Annotated in this window: 17 protein-coding genes and 1 other RNA gene; 14 read left to right on the top strand and 4 right to left on the bottom strand. The window is 45.6% G+C overall.

Annotated elements, in window-relative coordinates; translation table 11 throughout:
• The first annotated feature begins 6 nt into the window (after positions 1-6).
• From AC1DLI_RS02105 to rnpB, 7 genes are all read left to right on the top strand, one after another.
• On the top strand, positions 7-471 hold the full coding sequence (locus tag AC1DLI_RS02105; RefSeq protein ID WP_477599365.1) for a YaiI/YqxD family protein: 465 nt from the start codon (positions 7-9) through the stop codon (positions 469-471).
• Between the two features lie 41 nt (positions 472-512).
• Entirely contained in the window at positions 513-2,366 is a 1,854-nt protein-coding gene (dnaG, locus tag AC1DLI_RS02100; protein ID WP_477599163.1) for a DNA primase, read from the top strand.
• Between the two features lie 18 nt (positions 2,367-2,384).
• Positions 2,385-3,515, top strand: a complete 1,131-nt coding sequence (gene rpoD / locus AC1DLI_RS02095) for an RNA polymerase sigma factor RpoD (protein WP_053376806.1) — start codon at positions 2,385-2,387, stop codon at positions 3,513-3,515.
• Positions 3,516-3,633: 118 nt separating this feature from the next.
• Positions 3,634-4,470: a hypothetical protein gene (locus tag AC1DLI_RS02090; RefSeq protein WP_477599161.1), complete on the top strand. Its 837-nt coding sequence runs from the start codon at positions 3,634-3,636 to the stop codon at positions 4,468-4,470.
• Entirely contained in the window at positions 4,470-5,243 is a 774-nt protein-coding gene (locus tag AC1DLI_RS02085) for a tRNA (adenine(22)-N(1))-methyltransferase (protein ID WP_477599159.1), read from the top strand. Before AC1DLI_RS02090 ends, AC1DLI_RS02085 begins: the two co-directional genes overlap by 1 nt.
• Entirely contained in the window at positions 5,219-6,340 is a 1,122-nt protein-coding gene (locus tag AC1DLI_RS02080) for a Nif3-like dinuclear metal center hexameric protein (RefSeq protein WP_477599157.1), read from the top strand. Before AC1DLI_RS02085 ends, AC1DLI_RS02080 begins: the two co-directional genes overlap by 25 nt.
• 111 nt (positions 6,341-6,451) lie before the next feature.
• An RNA gene (rnpB, locus tag AC1DLI_RS02075) (RNase P RNA component class A) lies at positions 6,452-6,858 on the top strand.
• A 65-nt stretch (positions 6,859-6,923) separates the two neighbouring features.
• On the opposite strand, the gene AC1DLI_RS02070 is transcribed toward rnpB, so the two are convergent.
• Entirely contained in the window at positions 6,924-8,771 is a 1,848-nt protein-coding gene (locus tag AC1DLI_RS02070; protein WP_477599155.1) for a S8 family peptidase, read from the bottom strand.
• Between the two features lie 183 nt (positions 8,772-8,954).
• Here AC1DLI_RS02070 and AC1DLI_RS02065 point away from each other — a divergent pair, with 183 nt between their 5' ends.
• From AC1DLI_RS02065 to AC1DLI_RS02055, 3 genes are read left to right on the top strand one after another with little or no spacing between them, the layout of a single operon-like run.
• Positions 8,955-9,455: a YpuI family protein gene (locus AC1DLI_RS02065; RefSeq protein WP_477599153.1), complete on the top strand. Its 501-nt coding sequence runs from the start codon at positions 8,955-8,957 to the stop codon at positions 9,453-9,455.
• A 54-nt stretch (positions 9,456-9,509) separates the two neighbouring features.
• Positions 9,510-9,722, top strand: coding sequence for a DUF1540 domain-containing protein (locus AC1DLI_RS02060; protein ID WP_308997831.1), 213 nt, complete (start codon positions 9,510-9,512; stop codon positions 9,720-9,722).
• 6 nt (positions 9,723-9,728) lie between these two features.
• Positions 9,729-10,145, top strand: a complete 417-nt coding sequence (locus tag AC1DLI_RS02055) for a DUF4190 domain-containing protein (RefSeq protein WP_308997830.1) — start codon at positions 9,729-9,731, stop codon at positions 10,143-10,145.
• A 49-nt stretch (positions 10,146-10,194) separates the two neighbouring features.
• Here AC1DLI_RS02055 and AC1DLI_RS02050 read toward each other — a convergent pair whose 3' ends face one another.
• Positions 10,195-10,824: a GTP pyrophosphokinase gene (locus AC1DLI_RS02050; protein WP_053376798.1), complete on the bottom strand. Its 630-nt coding sequence runs from the start codon at positions 10,822-10,824 to the stop codon at positions 10,195-10,197.
• Positions 10,825-10,982: 158 nt separating this feature from the next.
• Between AC1DLI_RS02050 and AC1DLI_RS02045 the strand changes: the two genes are divergently transcribed.
• Positions 10,983-11,771: an ABC transporter ATP-binding protein gene (locus tag AC1DLI_RS02045; RefSeq protein ID WP_477599150.1), complete on the top strand. Its 789-nt coding sequence runs from the start codon at positions 10,983-10,985 to the stop codon at positions 11,769-11,771.
• The gene (locus AC1DLI_RS02040) at positions 11,762-14,092 is read left to right on the top strand and encodes an alpha/beta hydrolase family protein (protein ID WP_477599148.1); all 2,331 of its coding nucleotides are present in this window, start codon (positions 11,762-11,764) and stop codon (positions 14,090-14,092) included. The genes AC1DLI_RS02045 and AC1DLI_RS02040 overlap by 10 nt, the downstream gene beginning before the upstream one ends.
• Before the next feature lie 57 nt (positions 14,093-14,149).
• On the opposite strand, the gene AC1DLI_RS02035 is transcribed toward AC1DLI_RS02040, so the two are convergent.
• Positions 14,150-14,866, bottom strand: coding sequence for a queuosine precursor transporter (locus AC1DLI_RS02035; protein WP_477599146.1), 717 nt, complete (start codon positions 14,864-14,866; stop codon positions 14,150-14,152).
• Positions 14,867-15,106: 240 nt separating this feature from the next.
• On the opposite strand from AC1DLI_RS02035, the gene helD reads away from it, so the two are divergent.
• Positions 15,107-17,434 (top strand): RNA polymerase recycling motor HelD, encoded by a 2,328-nt coding sequence (gene helD, locus AC1DLI_RS02030; protein WP_477599144.1) that lies wholly within the window; start codon positions 15,107-15,109, stop codon positions 17,432-17,434.
• A 2-nt stretch (positions 17,435-17,436) separates the two neighbouring features.
• On the opposite strand, the gene AC1DLI_RS02025 is transcribed toward helD, so the two are convergent.
• Positions 17,437-18,330: a helix-turn-helix domain-containing protein gene (locus AC1DLI_RS02025; protein WP_477599142.1), complete on the bottom strand. Its 894-nt coding sequence runs from the start codon at positions 18,328-18,330 to the stop codon at positions 17,437-17,439.
• A gap of 697 nt (positions 18,331-19,027) precedes the next feature.
• On the opposite strand from AC1DLI_RS02025, the gene glgB reads away from it, so the two are divergent.
• Positions 19,028-20,935, top strand: coding sequence for a 1,4-alpha-glucan branching protein GlgB (gene glgB / locus AC1DLI_RS02020; protein ID WP_477599140.1), 1,908 nt, complete (start codon positions 19,028-19,030; stop codon positions 20,933-20,935).
• Positions 20,936-20,940 lie beyond the last annotated feature (5 nt).

Genomic DNA, 20,940 nt, shown 5'->3' with positions numbered 1-20,940 from the left:
ATTCGGATTGAGAAACCTACTATTGTAGTCGACGCTGATGCATGTCCGGTAAAAACTGAAATAGGCGAAACAGCTAGACAATACTCGGTTCGTGTTCTTATGGTTGCTTCTCATGACCATAGATTAGAGCCACAGCCAGGCGTAGATATTGTACAGGTCGACCGGAGCAATCAATCCGTCGATCTGTATATCGTGAACCATATATCACGCGGAGATATTGTTGTTACGCAGGATTTCGGATTGGCATGCATAGCAATTGGCAAAGGCGCAATCGTCCTGTCTCCAAGGGGAGAGCAGTACACGGACGATAACATTGATTATTTGATGGAGCGGAGACATGAGCTTGCGAAACGTCGCCGCACCGGAGGCAAAACAAGAGGGCCGAAAGCGATGAATAATGACGATCGTGATCGTTTTCAACAAAAGTTGACAAAAGTTTTGCGAAATGAGCAGGAGAACCATGACGTATAGCGAATATTATTTACGTGTTACTAGGATGAAGGTGATGAACGATGACATACGGTAATAAAATACCGGAAGAGGTCATTGATGCTGTCCGCAAGCATTATGACATCGTAGAGACGGTCGGGAAATATGTTCATCTCACGAAGCACGGCAAATATATGAAGGGGTTATGTCCGTTCCATTCGGAGAAGACTCCCTCGTTTACAGTAACGCCGGAGCTCCAAATTTACCATTGCTATGGCTGCGGGAAAGGCGGAAACGTCATTCGTTTTTTCGAGGAAATGGAAGGCTATTCGTTTCCTGAAGCCGTTCGCGTGCTGGCCCTCGATGCAGGTATGCCCGTTACTTGGGCCTCGGCTGAGGGTAATAAATCCACGCCGCATGATGCTGACCGTGCCAAAATCATTGAAGCGCATGAGCTTACGATTAAGCTTTATCATCATGTGCTCAATAATACGAAGCAAGGTCAGGCTGCAAAGCAATATTTGCGGGAGCGTGGACTCAGCGATAAGCTAATCGATCATTTTATGATTGGTTATGCGCCAGAGGAATGGGACTTGCTTGCTCGTTTTTTAACGAACCGGGGATTCGATCTGGCACTAATGGAAAAAGGCGGGCTGCTTTCGGCAAAGGCTGACGGGAGTGGGTATGTGGATCGGTTTCGTAATCGCATCATGTTTCCGATTTGGGATCGAGACGGCAAAGCTACCGCGTTTGCGGGTCGCATTATAGGTGAAGGACAGCCGAAATACTTGAATACCTCAGAAACGATGCTTTTTACGAAAAGCAGAACACTTTACAACTTGCATTATGCACGGCCAGCTATCCGAAAGAGCAAGCAGGTCGTTTTGTTTGAAGGCTACATGGATGTCATCAAATCATGGAGCGCTGGCGTAAAAAATGGAATAGCTACGATGGGAACGGCTTTAACCGATGAACATTGCGCCATTCTGAAGCGCCAAGCCGAAGAGGTCATCGTCTGTTATGACGGTGATGATGCGGGACAAGCAGCAGCGTTCAAATCAATTCCTATGCTCGAGGGCGCAGGCTTGCGAGTATCGGTGGCGATGCTTCCGAAAGGTAAGGATCCCGATGATTATATAAGCGAATACGGACCGGAGGCTTTCTTGCGGGAGACGATGGACCAGCCGGTGTCCGTAACAAAATTTAAGCTTATATATTCAAGGAAAAACCATATACTGCTAAAAGAAGAAGGTAGAAAGAACTATCTGCTTGAAGCGGTACAAATTGTTGCAGAGCTTGATTCGTCAACGGAACGCGAGGTCTACTTAAAGGAAATTTCCCGTGAGTTTGAAATCTCTCTTGACGCCTTAAAGCAGGACTGTCATCAAATTAGACAGGAGCTGCAAAAAAAGAAACCGCAAGGGGATAATAACGACAATTCGTGGAATAATGGTAGGAATGAAAAGCCCCGAAAGTCTGGACCGCCTACTCTTATGCCCGCTTACACGCATGCAKAACGAAGGTTGTTGCATGTTATGATGCGGGATCGGGAAGTGGCACAAGCGGTTCATGAACGTTTGGGTGATGCGTTTAATGTAGAGGATCACGCAGCTCTTGCTGCTTATTTATACGCTTATTTTGCTCAAGGCTATGATCCGGATGTCAGCCGTTTTATTGCAACGCTGCATGACGACCGATTAGAACGCGCAGCTGCATCGATTCTGATGATGGACGGTGACTTCCCGTTCGACGATACGACGATGGACGCTTATATTCAAGACATTATCAAGGTTCCGCAGTATCGGGATATTGAGCGCAAGAAAGAAGAAATGGTGCGTGCTGAGCGTACCGGAGATTTTTTGACAGCAGCACAAATAGCAAGTGAGATTATAACCCTAGAGAGACAGCTTAAAGGGCGACAGGAAGATCGTTTCTAGGGGGGAGGGAGTCGGAACATGGCGAATGATCAACATACTGAACTAGATACCGAACAAAAACTGGATCATGTGAAGGATCAATTGATCGAACAAGGCAAGAAGAGGTCTTCTTTGACGTATAAAGAAATTATGGATAAGTTGGCTCCGTTCGATCAGGATCCTGAACAAATTGATGAATTTTTCGAACAGCTCGATGATTTTGGAATTGAGGTACTGAACGAAAACGATGAAGAGAATCCACTCGCTGCCCAAGGGGAAGAGCAAGAGCGCGAGCAGGATGACTTTAATTTCGATGATGATCTTGCATTGCCGCCAGGTATCAAGATTAATGATCCTGTACGGATGTATTTAAAAGAAATAGGCCGAGTTCCGCTTCTTTCAGCGGATGATGAGGTTGAGCTAGCGCAACGAATAGAGAACGGCGACGAAGAAGCAAAACGGAGATTGGCGGAAGCTAATTTACGGCTCGTAGTTAGTATCGCGAAGCGCTATGTCGGCAGAGGAATGTTATTCCTGGATTTAATTCAAGAAGGGAATATGGGCCTGATTAAAGCGGTTGAGAAGTTTGACCATCAGAAGGGCTTTAAGTTCAGTACTTATGCGACATGGTGGATTCGCCAAGCGATTACCCGCGCCATTGCTGACCAAGCTCGGACGATTCGTATTCCTGTTCATATGGTGGAAACAATCAACAAGCTGATTCGCGTATCCCGTCAATTGCTTCAAGAGCTTGGACGCGAACCGACACCGGAGGAAATTGCTGCAGAAATGGAGCTAAGCACGGAAAAAGTTCGTGAGATCATGAAAATTGCCCAAGAGCCGGTATCGCTGGAAACTCCGATCGGGGAAGAAGATGATTCTCATCTCGGCGATTTCATCGAAGATCAAGAAGCGCTGGCACCTGCTGATGCCGCTGCGTATGAGCTGCTTAAGGAACAACTTGAGGATGTACTCGACACGCTGACCGAAAGAGAAGAAAACGTACTGCGTCTTCGTTTCGGACTTGATGACGGACGTACAAGAACACTTGAAGAGGTCGGCAAGGTATTTGGTGTTACGCGTGAGCGTATTCGTCAAATTGAAGCTAAGGCACTTCGCAAGCTTCGTCACCCTAGCCGGAGCAAACGGTTGAAGGATTTTCTCGAATAAAAAACTTTATGATTATCGACCTTTCTGCTCGTGCAGCGAGGTCTTTTTTCTTAAAAATGAGCCTCATACATAAGGACTTGCAAGCGGCAGGCCGAACCCGAAAGGATAGCGAGATTTTATGAATCAGGATCGTCGGCAAATTATCGTGAAAGAAATTGATCATTGGCGGCGAAGCAAGCTGCTGCCGGATCAGTACTGTGACTTTCTAATGAATTTATACGCTGATCAAGATACGGTCCATGAAAGCAAACAACAGCAAAATACAGTTGGAAAGGCGATTGCTGCTGTTCAAAGGGCAACGGGTTTGCAATGGTTTCTTACATTTGGAACTTTTACCTTAATTTCCTTTGTTGTGCTTTATTTTAACGAATTTCATCCGTTATTGCAAATGGCCGTCGTTGCCCTTGGGACGGCAGTTTTTTTACGTATCGGGCAGCGTCTTCGGAGTCGAAACGAGGCAGCTGGATTAGCTATTACAAGCACTGGCATGCTCCTTCTTTTAGGAGGGGGACTTTACATGTTAAACGTTCACGGTCTTGACCAATGGGGCTGGAAAACGGGATTACTTGCGTTTTGCTCGCTCTTTTGGATTGTATACGGAATAGCAGCTCGCATACCCGCTTTGCACTTTAGCGGCTGGCTTGCAGCTATTCTTGTTTATGCGTGGCTGCTGTCACAATTTATGGTCGATTCAAAATGGTATGAAATACAGCTTTACTGGCTGCCTATTGCGTGCTTGTTCGGTTGGGGGAGCTGGTTTGTTCATCGCTGGTCAAAGCCAGCGTCCGCTGTGCTTTTCGTAACTTGCGCGTTGGTGTGGTTCATGCCTGAGCTGTATTCGGTCATGATCGTAGATGGGGCCATTTGGCTGCAGCTGCAGCTAATCGTCAAAATAGCAATTGGCGGCGGATTATTATTCGCAATGCGAAAACAATGGATGGTGTGGGTAGTATAATGCTAAAACTTTCAAAACGTCTGCAGAAAATTGCGGATTACGTATCAATGGGGGCGCGTGTGGCGGACATTGGATCCGATCATGCGATGCTTCCGGTGTATTTACTACAAAGTAATCGATGCCCTTCGGCTATTGCCGGTGAATTAAACAGAGGTCCCTTTGAGGCGGCAAAGAAACAGAGTGCAGATGCAGGTCTTACCTCACGATTGACGGTACGACAAGGTGATGGATTGAATGTTTTAATGCCAGGTGAAGCTGATACGGTCACAATTGCCGGTATGGGCGGCAGCTTGATGAGTGACATTCTAGAGGCAGGGTTTATAGCCGGAAAGCTGGAAGGGGTCACTGAGCTCGTGCTGCAGCCTAATGTAGGCGAAGAAGTGGTACGTCAATGGCTGCTCAAGCATCATTGGTTTTTAAAAGCTGAAAGCATCCTGGAAGAGGACGGGAAAATTTATGAGGTGCTGCATGCAGTGCGCTCAGATGATGCCGTATCACGCAACAGCGAGCTTTATGATGGCCATTTCTTAGCACTTAATCTTGAGACAGATTTGTTGTTTAAGGTTCTAATACAGATGGGGCCGTATCTTCTTCGTGATCCGCAGCCTGCGCTATTCAAAAAGTGGCGTCATGAACTGAATAAGCTGGAGCGAATTTGCGAATCGCTTGCAGGATCAGATCTTGCTGAATCGGCAGTTAAGCGCGAACAATTTCTTGCGGAGATGCATGTGATTAAGGAGGTTTTACAATGTTTGCGAACGGACAAACCGTAGTCCAGCTAATGGAACAGCTTGCTCCAAAACATTATGCGGTGGAGAATGACAAAATTGGCCTGCAGCTGGGCACATTGAATAAACCGATCCATAAGATTCTAGTAGCATTAGATGTTACCGATGCCGTTGTAAATGAAGCAATAGAAGTAGGCGCAGAGCTCATTATTGCTCATCATGCCATCATCTATCGTCCGCTGGCAAAGCTGGATACCTCGACCGCTGCCGGTCGCTTATACGAGAAGCTTATTAAAAATGATATCGCGGTATATATTTCACATACAAATCTTGACGTTGCTGACGGCGGGATTAATGATTGGCTTGCTGATCTTGTCGGGATCTTGCCAGAAGGCCGTCAGTGTTTAGAAGAGGTTCATACCGATAAGCTGTACAAGCTGGTCGTGTTTGTGCCTGAGAGTCATCATGAGCAAGTGTTAGAGGCTATTTGGCGTGCGGGTGCCGGAGAAATCGGCAGCTACAGCAATTGCAGCTTTAACATAAAAGGTACGGGTACTTTCGTTCCGGGACCCGGAACGAATCCCTATATTGGAGCAGAGGGCAAGCTTGAGCATGCGGCAGAAATACGTATTGAAACGATCGTGCCTCACAGCGTTCATCGTAAAGCGGTGCAAGCCATGCTGAAGGCGCATCCTTATGAAGAGGTTGCCTACGATTTATACGCAATAGATCTAAAGGGACGCTCTTTTGGATTAGGGAGAACAGGCAAGTTGGAGCAGCCAATCACATTAGGCGAGCTGGCGGAGCAAGCAAAAAATATTTTCGAAGTTCCTGCTGTTCGGGTAGTTGGGCCACTTGATCGTGTCATACGCAAAGCGGCTGTACTCGGCGGCTCTGGCGCAAGATATGTGCGGCATGCGATATTTGCTGGAGCGGATGTGCTTGTTACAGGCGATATTGATTACCATACAGCGCATGATGCCCTTGCAGCCGGGATGACGATCATTGACCCTGGACATAACATTGAAAAGGTCATGAAGAATAAGGTTGCTGAATGGTTGAATAAACAGCTTGCTGGCAGTAAGTCTGAAACGAAGGCAGTTGCTTCTTCGCTGAATACCGAACCGTTTACTTTTGTATAACAGGTGGTCGCTTTACCTGCATATTTGACGAGTATTAAAGAATATAAGTGTTGGAATTTGTTTCAGGGTTGAGCTTTTACGAAAATACTTGTATACTTAACGATGCCACGGAAAGTTTGACAGACAATCGCTGGCGGCCTTGTTGCCGCGAGAGGAAAGTCCGGGCTCCACAAGGCAGGATGCTGGATAACGTCCAGTCAGCGCGAGCTGAAGGATAGTGCCACAGAAATGGACCGCCGATGGCCGGCTTTTAGCCGGCACAGGTAAGGGTGGAACCGTGGTGTAAGAGACCACGAGGAGCATAGGTGACTACGTTCCTGGTAAACCCCATCTGGAGCAAGACCGAGAGGACGCCGCAGCCCCTAAGCTGCAGCCTTAGCCTGAGGCGCGTCCGGGTTGGTTGCTGGAGCCGTACAGCAATGTGCGGCCTAGATAGATGATTGTCGCTTCATCGTGGGAGGGTCGTTCCCGTTTGGACCACCAGAAGTACAGAACCCGGCTTAAGACAAACTTTCCGCACGACTATACACAAACAAAGAGCACCCATCGCTTGCGATGGGTGCTTTATTGTATTTAAATAAGTTTACTTCTCATATTTGGAAACAATGCGGTCCAATCTTCTCTTTACTTGATCTGGATAAGTTTGCAAAGTGCCGCCAAATTTAGATGCGGCCTTCAGCGCTTTATCGACATCGATCTCACCGTATCCGAAATTATCATCCTTGCCTTCTGCACCCAAGTCGACTGCCGATTTTCTCATCAGCTCCATTACTTCGACGTTAGAGAGCTCAGGATTGACAGAGCGGATTAAGCCTGCTAAAGCAGCGACATGCGGGCTTGCCATGGATGTACCAGACAATGCGGCATATTGGCTGCCAGGGTAGGTGCTGGCGATACTGTCTCCAGGGGCCGCGACATCAATATAGTCGCCATAGTTTGAAAAGGATGCTTTTTCATGATTGCTGTTTGTAGCTGCGACTGCAAATACTTCTGGGTACGCAGCTGGATAGCCAGGGCGATCTGTATTATCGTTGCCGCTTGCCGCGATCATGACGACATCATGCTCGTAAGCATATTTGATGGCGTCATGTAGAAAATCTGCTTGCGCATAGTTGCCTAAGCTCATGTTAATGACCTTAGCTCCGTGATCGGTCGCCCAAATAATGCCTTGCGCGACGGAATAGGTTGAGCCTGCTCCGCTGCTGTCGAGCACTTTGATAGGCATGATTTTGTTATACCAAGAAAGTCCAGCTACGCCTTCACTATTGTTGACTGTGGCGCCAATGATCCCTGATACATGTGTACCATGGCCAACGTCATCATCCGGTTCAGCTTCCTCATCAACGATATTCGTCCCCGTAATAAGTTTACCCTTCAAATCGGGATGATTGCTTTGCACACCCGTGTCAAGGACAGCAATGATTACCTTATCATTGCCTTTGGAGGTACTCCAGCCTTTCTCTGTTTCAATATTAGGCAAATTCCATTGATATTCCGAGTATAGTGCGTCGTTCGGCTTAATGGAAGCGGGTGTTTCATTTGTCAAATACAGGTAATGAGGCTCTGTATATTCCGTATTCCAAGTTTGCTTGAAATACTTAACGAGTTGATCGGTCTCCAAATTTCTCGAACGGAAGATAAATGTATCTCCGACTTGCTTCATCGATTCCGCATTGATGTCTCGTTTTACACGTTCAAGCTCAGAAGCCAATAACGGCTTCATGAAATGTACGACGACGTCACGAACATGATAATGGCTTGCATTACCGTTGTCTTCGCCACGACGAACGGTTGTATCAATCGTTGAATTCGGCAATACCGATTCAATCTTGTAATTACCTTCAGCGGGATAAGGGATTAATCGAAGGTTGCGCATTTGATGTTGTTCAACAGATTTTAAAATATCCTGCTTAATGACACCGACTACACCAATGCCGGCATGCTTGGAATTAGGAACACCGAGTACCATATAACGGCTTCCGTCCTTTGCGGTAAAAGCAGGAGATTCAAATTTGGCTCCTTTGCCCACTTGGGCTTTTGCATCCTTCACATAATTTTCAGCTTGTTTATTTTCAGTTTCAGGCAGCTTGCCTTGGTCTACACTTCGGTTTCCCGAAATCCAGCTGATGTAGCTCATGTGCATATGTTCGTGCATCATATGCTTGATTTGTTGGCCTGCTTCTTCCTTCGAGCCCATGCTCGCATTCATTAGTTTTTGAAAATCTTTAGAGCATTCCGACGCGCAAAGCATAGCGGTTGCTTTAATATCCGATTGAACAGCTGCCATTTTTAGCGTATGCTCCCGCTTTGCGGTGAAGCTTGATGCTTTCGGAACGTTTTTGACTTCTTTCGGAGCGAATAAAGGGGTGGTAGGTATAAGCAGAGCTGCCAGGGCTAAAATTGTAAAGGCGCCAATCCATTTTCTTCGCATGCAGGAAACCTCCATTGATCGTTCTAGATTAGAGCAAAGTCTAATATATAGGTTCGGATTTCAGAGCAGAAAATATGCGAAGGAAACCGTGAATCGCCAGTACCACTTCAATGTAATTTGTGGTACCATAATAATGATTGTAGTTTTTACGCGTGTTTGGATTATGAAAGGGGAACTACCTATATGCCAACTGCTAACGTCAAAGCGCTAACTGAATCAACCCGTACAAAGCTAAAGGATGCGGTTAACCAGCTTGAACCGTTTCTGAATAACAATGCTTTGCTCCAATTAACCGGAGAGGATAATGGAGAAGAAGCCCAAGCGTTTTACAAAGGCCTTTTATCCGATTTGAGACATTTATTGGTGTTTTCTGAAGTCTCGGTTGAAAAGCTGGGGGTATTGCTCAGACGGCCCAATTTCGATACAGATTATGCGGAACGCGTGCTGTATGAGGTTTACCACCAATGCGTAAGCGCGTTTTTCTATCCGAAGAACGAATGTTATTCCGAGGATGGCCGTTATGCCTATACAGGTCAGGATGCCATTCGTTTCCGCTTCAAACCGAACCGTGATTCACGAGGTATCGTACTTAGCGTATCCAAGATATTTGAAGAACTGCGTGACGAATTGTCTTATTACGAAAATGATTACATGACCCAGCGCCGCATGCAAGGACAAAAATAAGGCAGAATGAATCACCTCCACTCAGGGAAACTTGATAGTGGAGGTGATTTTTTTATGCCGAAAGGCGTGTCATGTAGTGTAGCTAACTGTAGCTTCTGGAAGGAAGGCAACAACTGCGGGGCGAGCGCGATCAATATTGAAATCGATCAGCATGCAGGTGCCCATTTCAATGAAGAGTTCGCCGGCGATGACCTTGGTTTGTATCATCAGGATCACGCGGAACAATCGAAAGCAACATGCTGCCTGACCTTTAAACCGAAGGAGTGATGATCGATGGGAAATTATGAAGACGATTATAAAAAATTGTTGGATGAACGAGATCGGTCAGCACCCACAAGCCATCCAGTTATGGGGACGGATCGCTTGCTTGATGTTAATGAAGAAATGGCAGCTGATTTTGCGGTCAGCGGTCCAGTTGTGCATACGGAGCGGAGAGAAGACCGGTATGTGGAAAAATCGGAACGATCAGACACGAGGTCTGGCGGTTTCGCGCTTGGCTGGGTAGCCCTTGTATTTGCGATTGCGTCATGGTTTATTTGGCCGGTATTAATTGGAGCTACAGCGACTGTGCTTGGCTTCATGGCTTACCGACAAGGCGCGCGAGGGCTCGGCGGTTGGTCTATGGCGATCGGACTTATAGCATTAGCTTTAAACTTAATCATTGTGCCCTTTTATTATGCAATAACCTAAAGAAAAAAGAAGAAGCTCCTCTCCGCAATAACGGGGGGGGAGCTTCTTTTTATTTTAATGCCTGCTCGCGGTGCTTCTGCACCTCGACGTTTAATGCCAGCATTTGACGATCAAGCAAATGGATCATGTCTGCAGAGCCTTTCAGCTGTTCCTGAATATGTGGCGGAATCTGCTCATTGAATTTATAATAGATCTTGTGCTCCAGACTAGCCCAAAAATCCATGGCAATGGTGCGGATTTGGATTTCTACAAGTACATTTTCTGTTCTATCCGTGAGAAAAACAGGGATTTCGATGAGCAAATGAATGCTTTGATAGCCGTTAGGTTTCGGATTGATTACGTAATCCTTAAGCTCTACGACCCGAACGTCACTTTGCTTGCTGATCATGTCAACGATTTGATAAATGTCCGTGGAAAAGGAGCAAATGACTCGAACGCCCGCTATATCGCGTATATGCTCTTTTGCATCCTCAAGCGTAATATCCAGGCCTTTGCGCTGCAGCTTCTGCATAACGCTTTCCGGCGCTTTAATTCGGGTCTTCATATGCTCGATTGGATTGTAATCATGAATAAATTGAAATTCTTCATTCAAAATATTAAGCTTTGTTTCAACGGCATCAAGCGCAAATTTATAAGTAAGAAAAAAATGAGCCCATTGCTTTAATTGATTGGTTTTCATATGCAAGTTCACTCCTGATATAACAAATATGTATAGGTGTCGTTTGAGATAGGACGGTTCCGACTCGTTTGGAATCGCTGTATTATAATAATGGGCGATATTATAACCCAAGTCAAATTTATAGAATGAGCATTTGTCAACTGATGGGAGAGCTAACGATGATTATAGATATTCAAAATGTATCATGGTATCGAAGCGACAAATACATTTTAAGAAATATTAATTGGCAGCTGAAGGACGGAGAGCATTGGTGCCTGCTGGGGCTTAACGGCTCTGGGAAAACGACCCTATTGAATATGATTAATGGTTACATATGGCCGACCGACGGAAGGATGTCGGTGCTTGGCAATCCGTTTGGAGAGTTCGATTTGCGTGAGCTTCGTAAAATGATCGGCTGGGTAAGCACGTCCCTCCAGCAAAAGCTTTACGGCAGCGAGACAGCAATAAAAATTGTGCTAAGCGGTAAATTCGCAACGATCGGATTGTATGACCAGACGGACGCGGAGGATAATGAACGAGCCGAAGAATTAATGAGATCGCTTGGCTGTACCGCATTAATAAATCGTACGTATGATACGCTTTCGCAAGGAGAACGGCAGCGCGTACTAATTGCGCGAGCTCTGATGGCTTCGCCTAAGCTGCTTATTTTGGACGAGCCGTGTACAGGCTTAGATGTTTTTTCGCGTGAGCAGTTGCTACAAATGATTGCTGCAGTGGCAAATGAGAAGCATGCGCCAACGATTATATATGTTACCCATCATGTAGAGGAAATATTGCCTTGCTTTACTAAGACGCTGCTAATTAAAGAAGGGCAAGTATTTGCGGCTAATGATACTACCGATGTATTAACATCCGAACTCATGAGTGACTTTTTCTCGGTGCCTGTTGAAATCAAGAAGCGGGATGGAAGAAACTGGTTATCGGTTAAGGGTACTTTATGGAATTAGAGATACTGGAATCGGAACAGCCGCAGCCACAGCCACAGCCGATCGTTCCAAACAGATGGAAAAAATTCAAGGCATGGTTAACCGGCCGATATGCTATTCGAAACGCACGCGATCAGTTTGTGGCACGCGTCGCTTCAGGAAGCCTGGCAGTATTCGCATCGCTAGCAATGCTGGCAGCTGTTTTGGGAATGCCTACCGGATTTGGAACAGGAATTGATGTTTTTGTTTTTCTAACGTTGAACATTATTGCAATGATCGCGTCAGCTAAGCTGCTGTCATTCCTTTACAGCATGCTGTATTTGCCCTTACCCCGCAGGCTTCTGGCCGCGTGGACATTCGCCTCGGTCGAGACGTATTTGATCCTGTATTATGCCGAGTTCGGCATCATCATGTCGGTCGTGATTTCCCTAGCTTTTACATTTACGGGTATGTTAGCAGGCGTTTTAATGGGTTATCTCTTGAGAATGAAAATAAAGCCACTGAGCAAAGCCGCGTTTGGACTCATTTTTGCTTTTGCGGCGGCAGCGGCTTATGTTGGGCTTGACTGGCCGGGACCCTCTGCTGTGCCCCATAGAGAGGTTACACAGCCAATTTCAATGGAGGGTACCGGCGCCAAGCTTGACTTGCTAAACCCGTCTGAACCGGGGGGACTAGCTTATCAGACCTTATCATATGGAAGCGGGAATGATAAGCACAGAGCGATTTTCGGAGATAAGGTCGGCATTCCATCGACAGCGGTCGATGCGTCGGCATATATCAGCAAATGGTCAAATTTGAAAACGAAGTTTTGGGGATTTGATGAGCATGTATTGCCTTTAAACGGCCGCGTGTGGATGCCTGAAGGCGAAGGGCCGTTCCCGCTTGCGTTAATTGTCCATGGCAACCATCTGATGGAAGATTTCTCAGACGGCGGTTATGGATATATCGGGGAATTACTGGCGAGTAAAGGCATTATCACAGTCTCGGTTGACGAGAATTTTTTGAATTATTCCGTTTGGTCTGGTATACCGAATAACGATATGAAGGTGCGGGCATGGCTGCTGCTCAAGCATTTACAGCAAATTAAGCAGTTCAACAAAGAAGAAGGAAATTTCTTTTCTGGACACGTGGACTTAGAGCGGGTTGCTTTGATTGGCCATTCGCGCGGAGGGCAAGCTGTAGCAATGGCAGCGGATGCTGATCGTTGGTTCAAAGAAGATCAAACCTTAGACAGCTTAAGCGGCATTCTGATCGAGTCGGTGGTCGCCATTGCGCCAACGGATAAACAAGTAGACGATAAGTCGGCACGGTTATCCGATGTAAACTATTTAACGCTTCAAGGGGCTAGGGACGCGGATGTAAACAATTTTTACGGTGACCGCCAGTACAGCCGGACTACTTTTGCCGGGCAATCGAATAAGTTTAAAGCAGCGCTCTATATTGCGGATGCAAACCACAGTCAGTTTAATTCGGAGTGGGGACGGATGGATGAACGTCCGCCTGGTGGATTATTTCTAAATCGCAAGGAACTGTTAAAGGCAGATGAGCAGCGGCAAATTTCAAAAGTGTATGTGTCCGCTTTTCTGCAGGAAACGCTGCTCGGACAAGAAGGCTTTCGGCTGCTTTTCGAAGATTATCGTTTAGGGTTAGACTGGCTTCCGAAAACAGTATATACGAATCGGTTTGAAGCATCGGAGTTTACTGAGATTGCGCGCTTTGATGACGGCAAACGAAAAACTGTCCTTAAGGACGGTGGCAAGGCTGGCGTTTCAGGGATGTCGGAGTGGGAAATTACTTCGGCCGAAGACAGGGATGGAAAGATTAAAGGCACGAAAGGAATCGAATTGGAATGGGAGAAACCGGGAGCGGAATACGCATTGGAGCTATCGCCAAGTACAAGCTTGAAAGCTTCGGATCTGATCGAAAGCAAGCTTGTGTTCTCGCTTGCTAACCTAGAACGCGATCTGATATCGGCTGATGAAGATAAAGCTGCTTTGGATTTATATGAGGAAGACGAGACGGAACTGCCACCGCTTCTTGCTATTGAAATAACGGTCACTATGACTGGAGGCGAGAGCAGCGAGCTTGCCCTGGCAGATATTATGCCGGTTTCTCCGCCTGCCTACACGGCTTTTATGACGATTTCATGGCTTGAGAAGCGTATGAAAGAAGAGAAGTATAAGGAGTCTACGGAGCCTGTATTTCAAACCTTTACCGTTCCGATAGAGCAGTTTATCCCGGACGTTTCTTCAATAGAATCGCAGCAGATTAGAAAGATCACATTCCGGTTTACGAATGGCCCAGGTAAGGTGATGCTGGACGATATCGGATTCATGAAGTAAGCAGAGAATGAAAAAAAGCGGGATGCCAGGCAGTTGGCAATCCCGCTTTTTGGGTCATTAAATGATGTTGTCTTCGCGGAAAGTAAAGCTTCTTGCCGCATATAGGAATGGAGTCGAACAAAGGGATACAATAAATTTTATGACATAAGTCGACAAGAAAATAGAAAGCCATAGCTTGCTATCGTAGCCGGATGCGCCAGCGAAAGCAATCGTGCAAAATATGAATGTATCAACAAGCTGACTTACCGCTGTGCTGCCATTATTGCGAATCCATAGCTGATTCGGTGCAGGACATAAACGTTTTAATACCGAATAAATCTTTACATCAAGAAATTGACTAACGAAATAGGCACATAAGCTTCCTAAGGCGATGCGAGGCATCAGTCCGAATATGGTCTCCAAAGCCCCTTGTACTTGTAAAGGAAATGGTTCGGCAAGTGGATTAAAAAGGAGAGCCATCTGCATAATAATGGTCGTAGCGATAAGTGTGAAAAAACCGAACCATACGGCTTGCTTAGCTGCTTTCTCACCATACTTCTCATTTAGAAGGTCGGAAGCTAAATATATGGTGCCGTACATCGTGTTGCCAAGCGTAATGGCAATGACCATGCCGAAAGCATGGATATCGATTGTTTTGACAACTTGTATATTGGCAAGCACGGTAGCCATCCCAATCCAGGCATAGATGCCGACTCGGCCGAAAAAACGATAGGAAAGAAGGAACAAGGTAAAGTGCACGAGCATAAAGATCGCGCCGAACCACAAATTAAACATACTGCCGTTAACCTCCTAGTTTTGATAACGCGGGAGTTTTCGAACCGCGGAATGCTCCGATGGCAAGTCTTTTGACTTGATTTTCTGCCTTTGTCATTATAAACGCTTCTAATAACCTCGGCAATAACTTTTCGTCGACGTTTTCATTGATCAGCAGAAGATGGTAAAATGGATGATGCCGTTTTAATTCGGTACATTTATTATTTCAGAAGCCTTACTAATGAGTTAAGGAGTGGTACAATGACTAATCTTAATGATCAACTAAAGATAGAGCAGCAGCGCGTAGATAGCGTAACCGAGATCATTCGAACAAGAATAGAGGAATTCCGTGGGCAGGTTAGCGGCATGCATGGGGATATTGTCGATATACGTCGCAATTTCTGGGATGATGTTACGCTGAATTTTGAAGATGCCGCCGAGTCGGCGGAATCGCATGCGAGCATGAAACAGCAGGCAGAGGTACTGTCGGAGCGTGAAAGAAGCCATCGGCATATCGAGGAACAGCTAAAAACCTTATTGAAGCTGGAGCATTCCCCCTATTTTGGACGAATCGACATCAGCGAGCAAGGCCAGCAAAATTCAGAGCCTATTTATTTGGGCGTTGGCTCGCTGCTTGATGAAAGCGGCTATGAGTATCTCATTTATGATTGGCGTGCTCCCGTTTCCAGCCTTTATTACGATTATGGGCCAGGTCCGGTTCAATATGAAACGCCAAGCGGTACGATAAAAGGCGAAATGTCACTCAAACGCCAATTTATCATTCGTGATGCTCAAATTCGAAGTATGTTTGATACGGGCGTGACCATCGGGGATGAGCTGCTGCAAGAGGTTCTCGGAAAGCAGTCCGATGCACAAATGAAAAGCATCGTGGCTACTATACAGCGCGAACAAAATCGTATTATTCGTAACGAACGTGCGAGGCTGCTTATCGTGCAGGGAGCCGCTGGAAGCGGGAAAACATCTGCTGCCCTGCAACGCGTAGCCTATCTGCTCTACCGCTATAGGGGTATACTTCAGGCGGATCAAATCGTCCTATTCTCACCGAATCCGATGTTCAACAGTTACGTGGCAACTGTATTGCCCGAACTTGGCGAGCAGAATATGCAGCAAACGACCTATCAGCAATATTTAGAGCACAGATTGGGCAAAACATTTTCGCTGGAAGATCCTTTTTCACAAATGGAATATACATTGGCAGCGCATAACGATGAGGGTTACGAAGCAAGAGTCGCCGGGATTACTTATAAATCAGGTGTTTCCTTTATGCATTTAATCGATAGTTATGCGGTTGAGCTTGGTCAAGCCGGGCTTTCCTTTAAAGCGGTTATCTTTAAAGGCAGAACATTAATTAGCGATACTTCAATCGCTGAACAGTTTTATAAATTGGACCGCATGATGTCAATCGGCAACCGTATGCGTCTTACGGCGGAGTGGATGCTCAAGGAGCTCACGAGTCTGAGCCGCGAGGAGCGAGAGCAGGATTGGGTGCAAGAGGAGATTGAGCTGCTCGATCAGGAGGCCTATGCGAAAGCCTTTGAGGAATTGCAGCGGAAAAACCGATTCGCGGGCAACTCATTTGATGATTTTGATGCGGAACGTGATTATTTGGCCGCGATGGTCGTGCAGGAGAAATTCAAAAAGCTGCGCAGACGGGTGAAACGTTTGTTGTTTTTGGATGTGCCGATGATATATAAGCGTTTATTTGATCAAGGCTCATCAATGCTGCAACAATCATGGATAAAACAGCAAGAGCTTCCGGAAAATTGGGCGGAAATTAGTGGACAGACGCTTGCGAAGCTTAACAGCGGTGAAATTTTTTATGAGGATGCCACGCCGTATTTATATTTGAAGGAAAAGCTGGAGGGCTTTCATACGAATACGTTGGTTAAGCATCTTTTCATTGACGAGGCACAGGATTATTCACCGTTCCAATATCACTATTTGAAGCGGATTTTTCCAAACTGCAAAATGACCGTTCTCGGTGACCTGAATCAATCGATTTTCGCTCACGCCGTATCAGGCAACGGATTTGAGCCTTTAACAGAGTTGTTCAGTGAGGAAGAGACAGAGAAGATCATTTTAGCGCGAAGTTACCGTTCGACTAGGCCGATTGTTTCGTTCACAAGCCGGATGATTGAAGGCGGAGAGCTGATCGAGCCCTTCAACCGGGATGGTGCTGAGCCAACGGTTACCAAAGCGGAAGACGACGGCCGGCTTATCGCAGGGATTCAGGATAGAATCCATAAATTAGTTGAGGCAGGCTATCAATCGATAGCGGTTATTTGTAAAACAGCTGAAGAGAGCCATCGTATTCATGCGTCCTTGCAGGTCCATGTACCTAAGCTCCGACTTGTCGAAAAAGAAACGGTAACGTTCGAAAAAGGCATTATCGTAATACCGACTTATTTGGCGAAAGGTGTCGAATTCGACGCTGTCGTAATTAGTAATGCTAACAATGAGCATTACGGGCGAGAAAGCGAGAGAAAGCTGTTCTATACAGCATGTACAAGAGCGATGCACGAGCTGCATCTGTTCTATACAGATGAGCTCACTTCTTTCATTCGGTAATCTTATTTTCTTACTTCTGACCAAATTTCTTGAACGTCAACTTGAAGCTCCGAAGCGATCAGCTCTGCTGTGAGTCTTTGGGGCTTTAAAATTTTGCCGTTGCGCAGTTTTGAAATCGTTTGTATGGATATGCCGGTTAATGAAGACAAATGACCTGCGGTAATGTCCCGTTTGGCCATCCATATACGAAGTTTCATAGAAGCATCAATTTGATCATCTACCGGGCGTAAATCCCAGATAACGAATGCAAATTCAAGCACCTCGCCAAATCCATCGATAATAGGGGTGAATGTGACGGACAACTCAAGCTCAATTCCGCTAAGCTTGCTCGTCTTCAACAGCACGCTTCGCTCTTTCTTCAACAGATGGGCCTCTTGAATGATTTTCATGATTTTGACGTGTTCGGTCGTATCTAAAAATTGGAGCAGCGTCTCGTCTTGCATTTTGCGGTCTGGCTCAAAGAGAAGCGGCGCCAAGCTGTCTCTCAAAAAACGTACATGCTGATGACTGTCGACGATGCCGCTGATCAATACTTTATTTCTCTCCGCTTGCTGTTGGATCCACTTATAGGGAGTCAAATCCTCAAAAATAATATAGGCCCTGCAAGAGTTGTCATCGCTGCATTTTGGCAAAGGCTGTTGGTCGATTCTTACCGAAATTTGACGTTTTAACTTCGTATTCAGGAGAACCTCACTTTTTACCACCTGTTTTGAATTGTCTATATGGTATTTTTGAAGCAAATATTTGCTCTTCTTCGATTGAAGTTCCTTAAGCGTATACCCAGATAACCGAAGGAAAGCATCATTTGCATCTTCAATTGTTACCTCACTTTCATTTTGGCAAAGAATAATCATAGGCTGGTACATTATTTTGAAAATTTGACTATAAATCGACAACAGCAAACACTCCTCATAATTCCATTCCATATCCCAATAACCAAGTAAAAGTATAAAATAGCGCTTCATGACAAACAAGTATATGAATTTGACGGTTTCGTGCATGTTTCACGATCGTCAATTGAGTTTAATTAATTAAACTCGGTAGCTTAATTCATACCAATACGGTGCATATGGTGTATAGTTTGGTCTAAATCACCTGTAATAAACGTACAGCAGGCTTTATTCTATTTCATTTTCCCGATAATATGATAGCAGACAACCAGAGCGTATCAGATTTTAACGACTTGGCATACACAGGGGAGACTGAATATGAACCATTGCAGCATAGAAAACTGTATGAAGCCGATTAAAGCAAAAGACTTATGTGCGATGCATCATCAGAGATTACTGCGACACGGGGACCCGAATACGGTCAGACCTCGTCGAGTAAAACAAGTTTCAAACTGCAAATGGGTAAATTGTATTAAAGTATCAATTACGAAGGGTTACTGCGCTAAGCATTATTACATCCAACGTGTTACGGGCGCAAGTCAGGTTAATGTTACTTAATCTGACATGGAGATAAATAATACTGTCGAATTCTATGAAAACGACTGTGTTTTTTTCACCAAACCATGTATAATGTGGATAAAGTATTGCAAGCTCCGCTGATTCTGACTCGTCATTGATCATCCAACAGGGGGTGAAACCAAGAATGGTTCAAAAGGCACCGAACGGGCTTTCGCACAAGGATTTATATTTGTTTAATCAAGGCACTTCCTATCACAGCTACCGTTTTATGGGTGCTCACCTTGTCCGAGTGGACGGTAAAGACGGCGTAAGATTTACGGTTTGGGCTCCAAACGCAGCAGAAGTGCGTGTTATCGGCGATTTCAATAAATGGGTAGGTACACTCCATTCTATGGACAGAATTGATGCAACAGGCATCTATTCCCTGTTTGTCGCTAACATTGGTGAAGGCGAAGTGTACAAATACGAGATCATAACACCGGAAGGCGCCATGATCAGAAAAGCCGATCCGTATGCATTCTTTGCAGAACGTCGGCCTGGTACCGCTTCAATTGTTTCTCGGTTAAGCGGCTATAAATGGAAGGATGGAGATTGGCAGCAAAAGAAAAGCAAGCTGCCGGCTTATAACAATCCTTTGCTCATTTATGAGGTGCATGCCGGTTCTTGGAAAATCAAAGGAAAAGAAGATTTTTTCACTTATGAAGAATTGGCTGATGATTTAGTCCCTTATGCGGCAGAATTGGGCTATACTCATATTGAGCTAATGCCCATATCCGAACATCCGCTAGATCAATCTTGGGGATACCAAATTACGGGTTTTTATGCCGTTACGAGCCGTTACGGCTCACCGAAGCAGCTGATGCGATTTGTTGATAAATGCCATCAATCAGGCATTGGCGTTATTTTGGATTGGGTTCCAGGGCATTTCTGCAAAGACGACCATGGCCTGCGTCTTTTTGACGGCACGCCCATTTTTGAAGGAGCAGATGCCAAACGTGCGGAGAAGCCGCTATGGGGCACATTGTCTTTTGATTTTGGCAAACAAGAAGTCGTTAGTTTTCTTATTTCCAATGCGATGTATTGGATGGATATGTTTCACATCGACGGTTTACGAGTTGATGCCGTTGCAAGTATGATTAATTTACATATGGACAAACCGCCGGAAATGCACACCTATAATTACTTAGGCGGACCTGACAACCTAGATGCTCTCCGCTTCATAAAGAAGCTCAATGAAACCGTGTTTCATTATTACCCCGATACTCTAATGCTTGCTGAAGATTCTTCCGCATGGCCCGCTGTTACTGCACCAACCTACAAAGGCGGCCTCGGATTTAATTTTAAATGGAATATGGGCTGGATGAACGATATGCTGCGCTATATGGCGCTGGATCCTTCTGATCGCTCAAGYCACCACCATCTCATCACATTTTCACTCCTTTACGCTTTTTCAGAAAATTATGTTCTACCTCTTTCGCATGACGAAGTCGTGCATGGAAAACGTTCGCTTTTAAACAAAATGCCTGGAAGCTATGAAGAAAAGTTTGCTCAATTAAGGCTTTTTTACGGATTTTGGATGACTCATCCCGGTAAGAAATTATTATTCATGGGAAGTGAGTGGGGCCAGTTTGACGAGTGGAAGGACGGCGATATGCTGGACTGGATGCTGCTGGAATACGATATGCATCGAAGCATGCACCACTACGTAAAAACGCTTAATCACTTGTATGTTGATCAGCCATCGCTGTGGGAGCGGGATAGCGAGCATGGGTGCTTTGAATGGATTGATGTTCATAATGCAGCTCAATCGGTCATATCCTTTATCCGCCGCGGAAAATCCGATTTTTCTATCGTAGTGGCTAATTTCTCCAGAAATGATTACCAGGAGTTTCGTCTAGGTGTTCCAGAGCCAGGTTCATATCGCTCTTTCATAAATAGTAACGACGAGCAATTTGGCGGTACGGAAACACAAACAAATCAATGCTACAGCAGCGAAAGCGTCGCTTGGCACGGTCACAATCAAAGCATTACGATTCACTTGCCCCCCTTAGCATTCATGTACTTCACCTTAGATTCGGGGAACACACATTAAGAGAG

Source organism: Paenibacillus sp. 01T443 (assembly GCF_056398325.1).
This window is presented reverse-complemented; position numbering and strand designations above follow the sequence as displayed.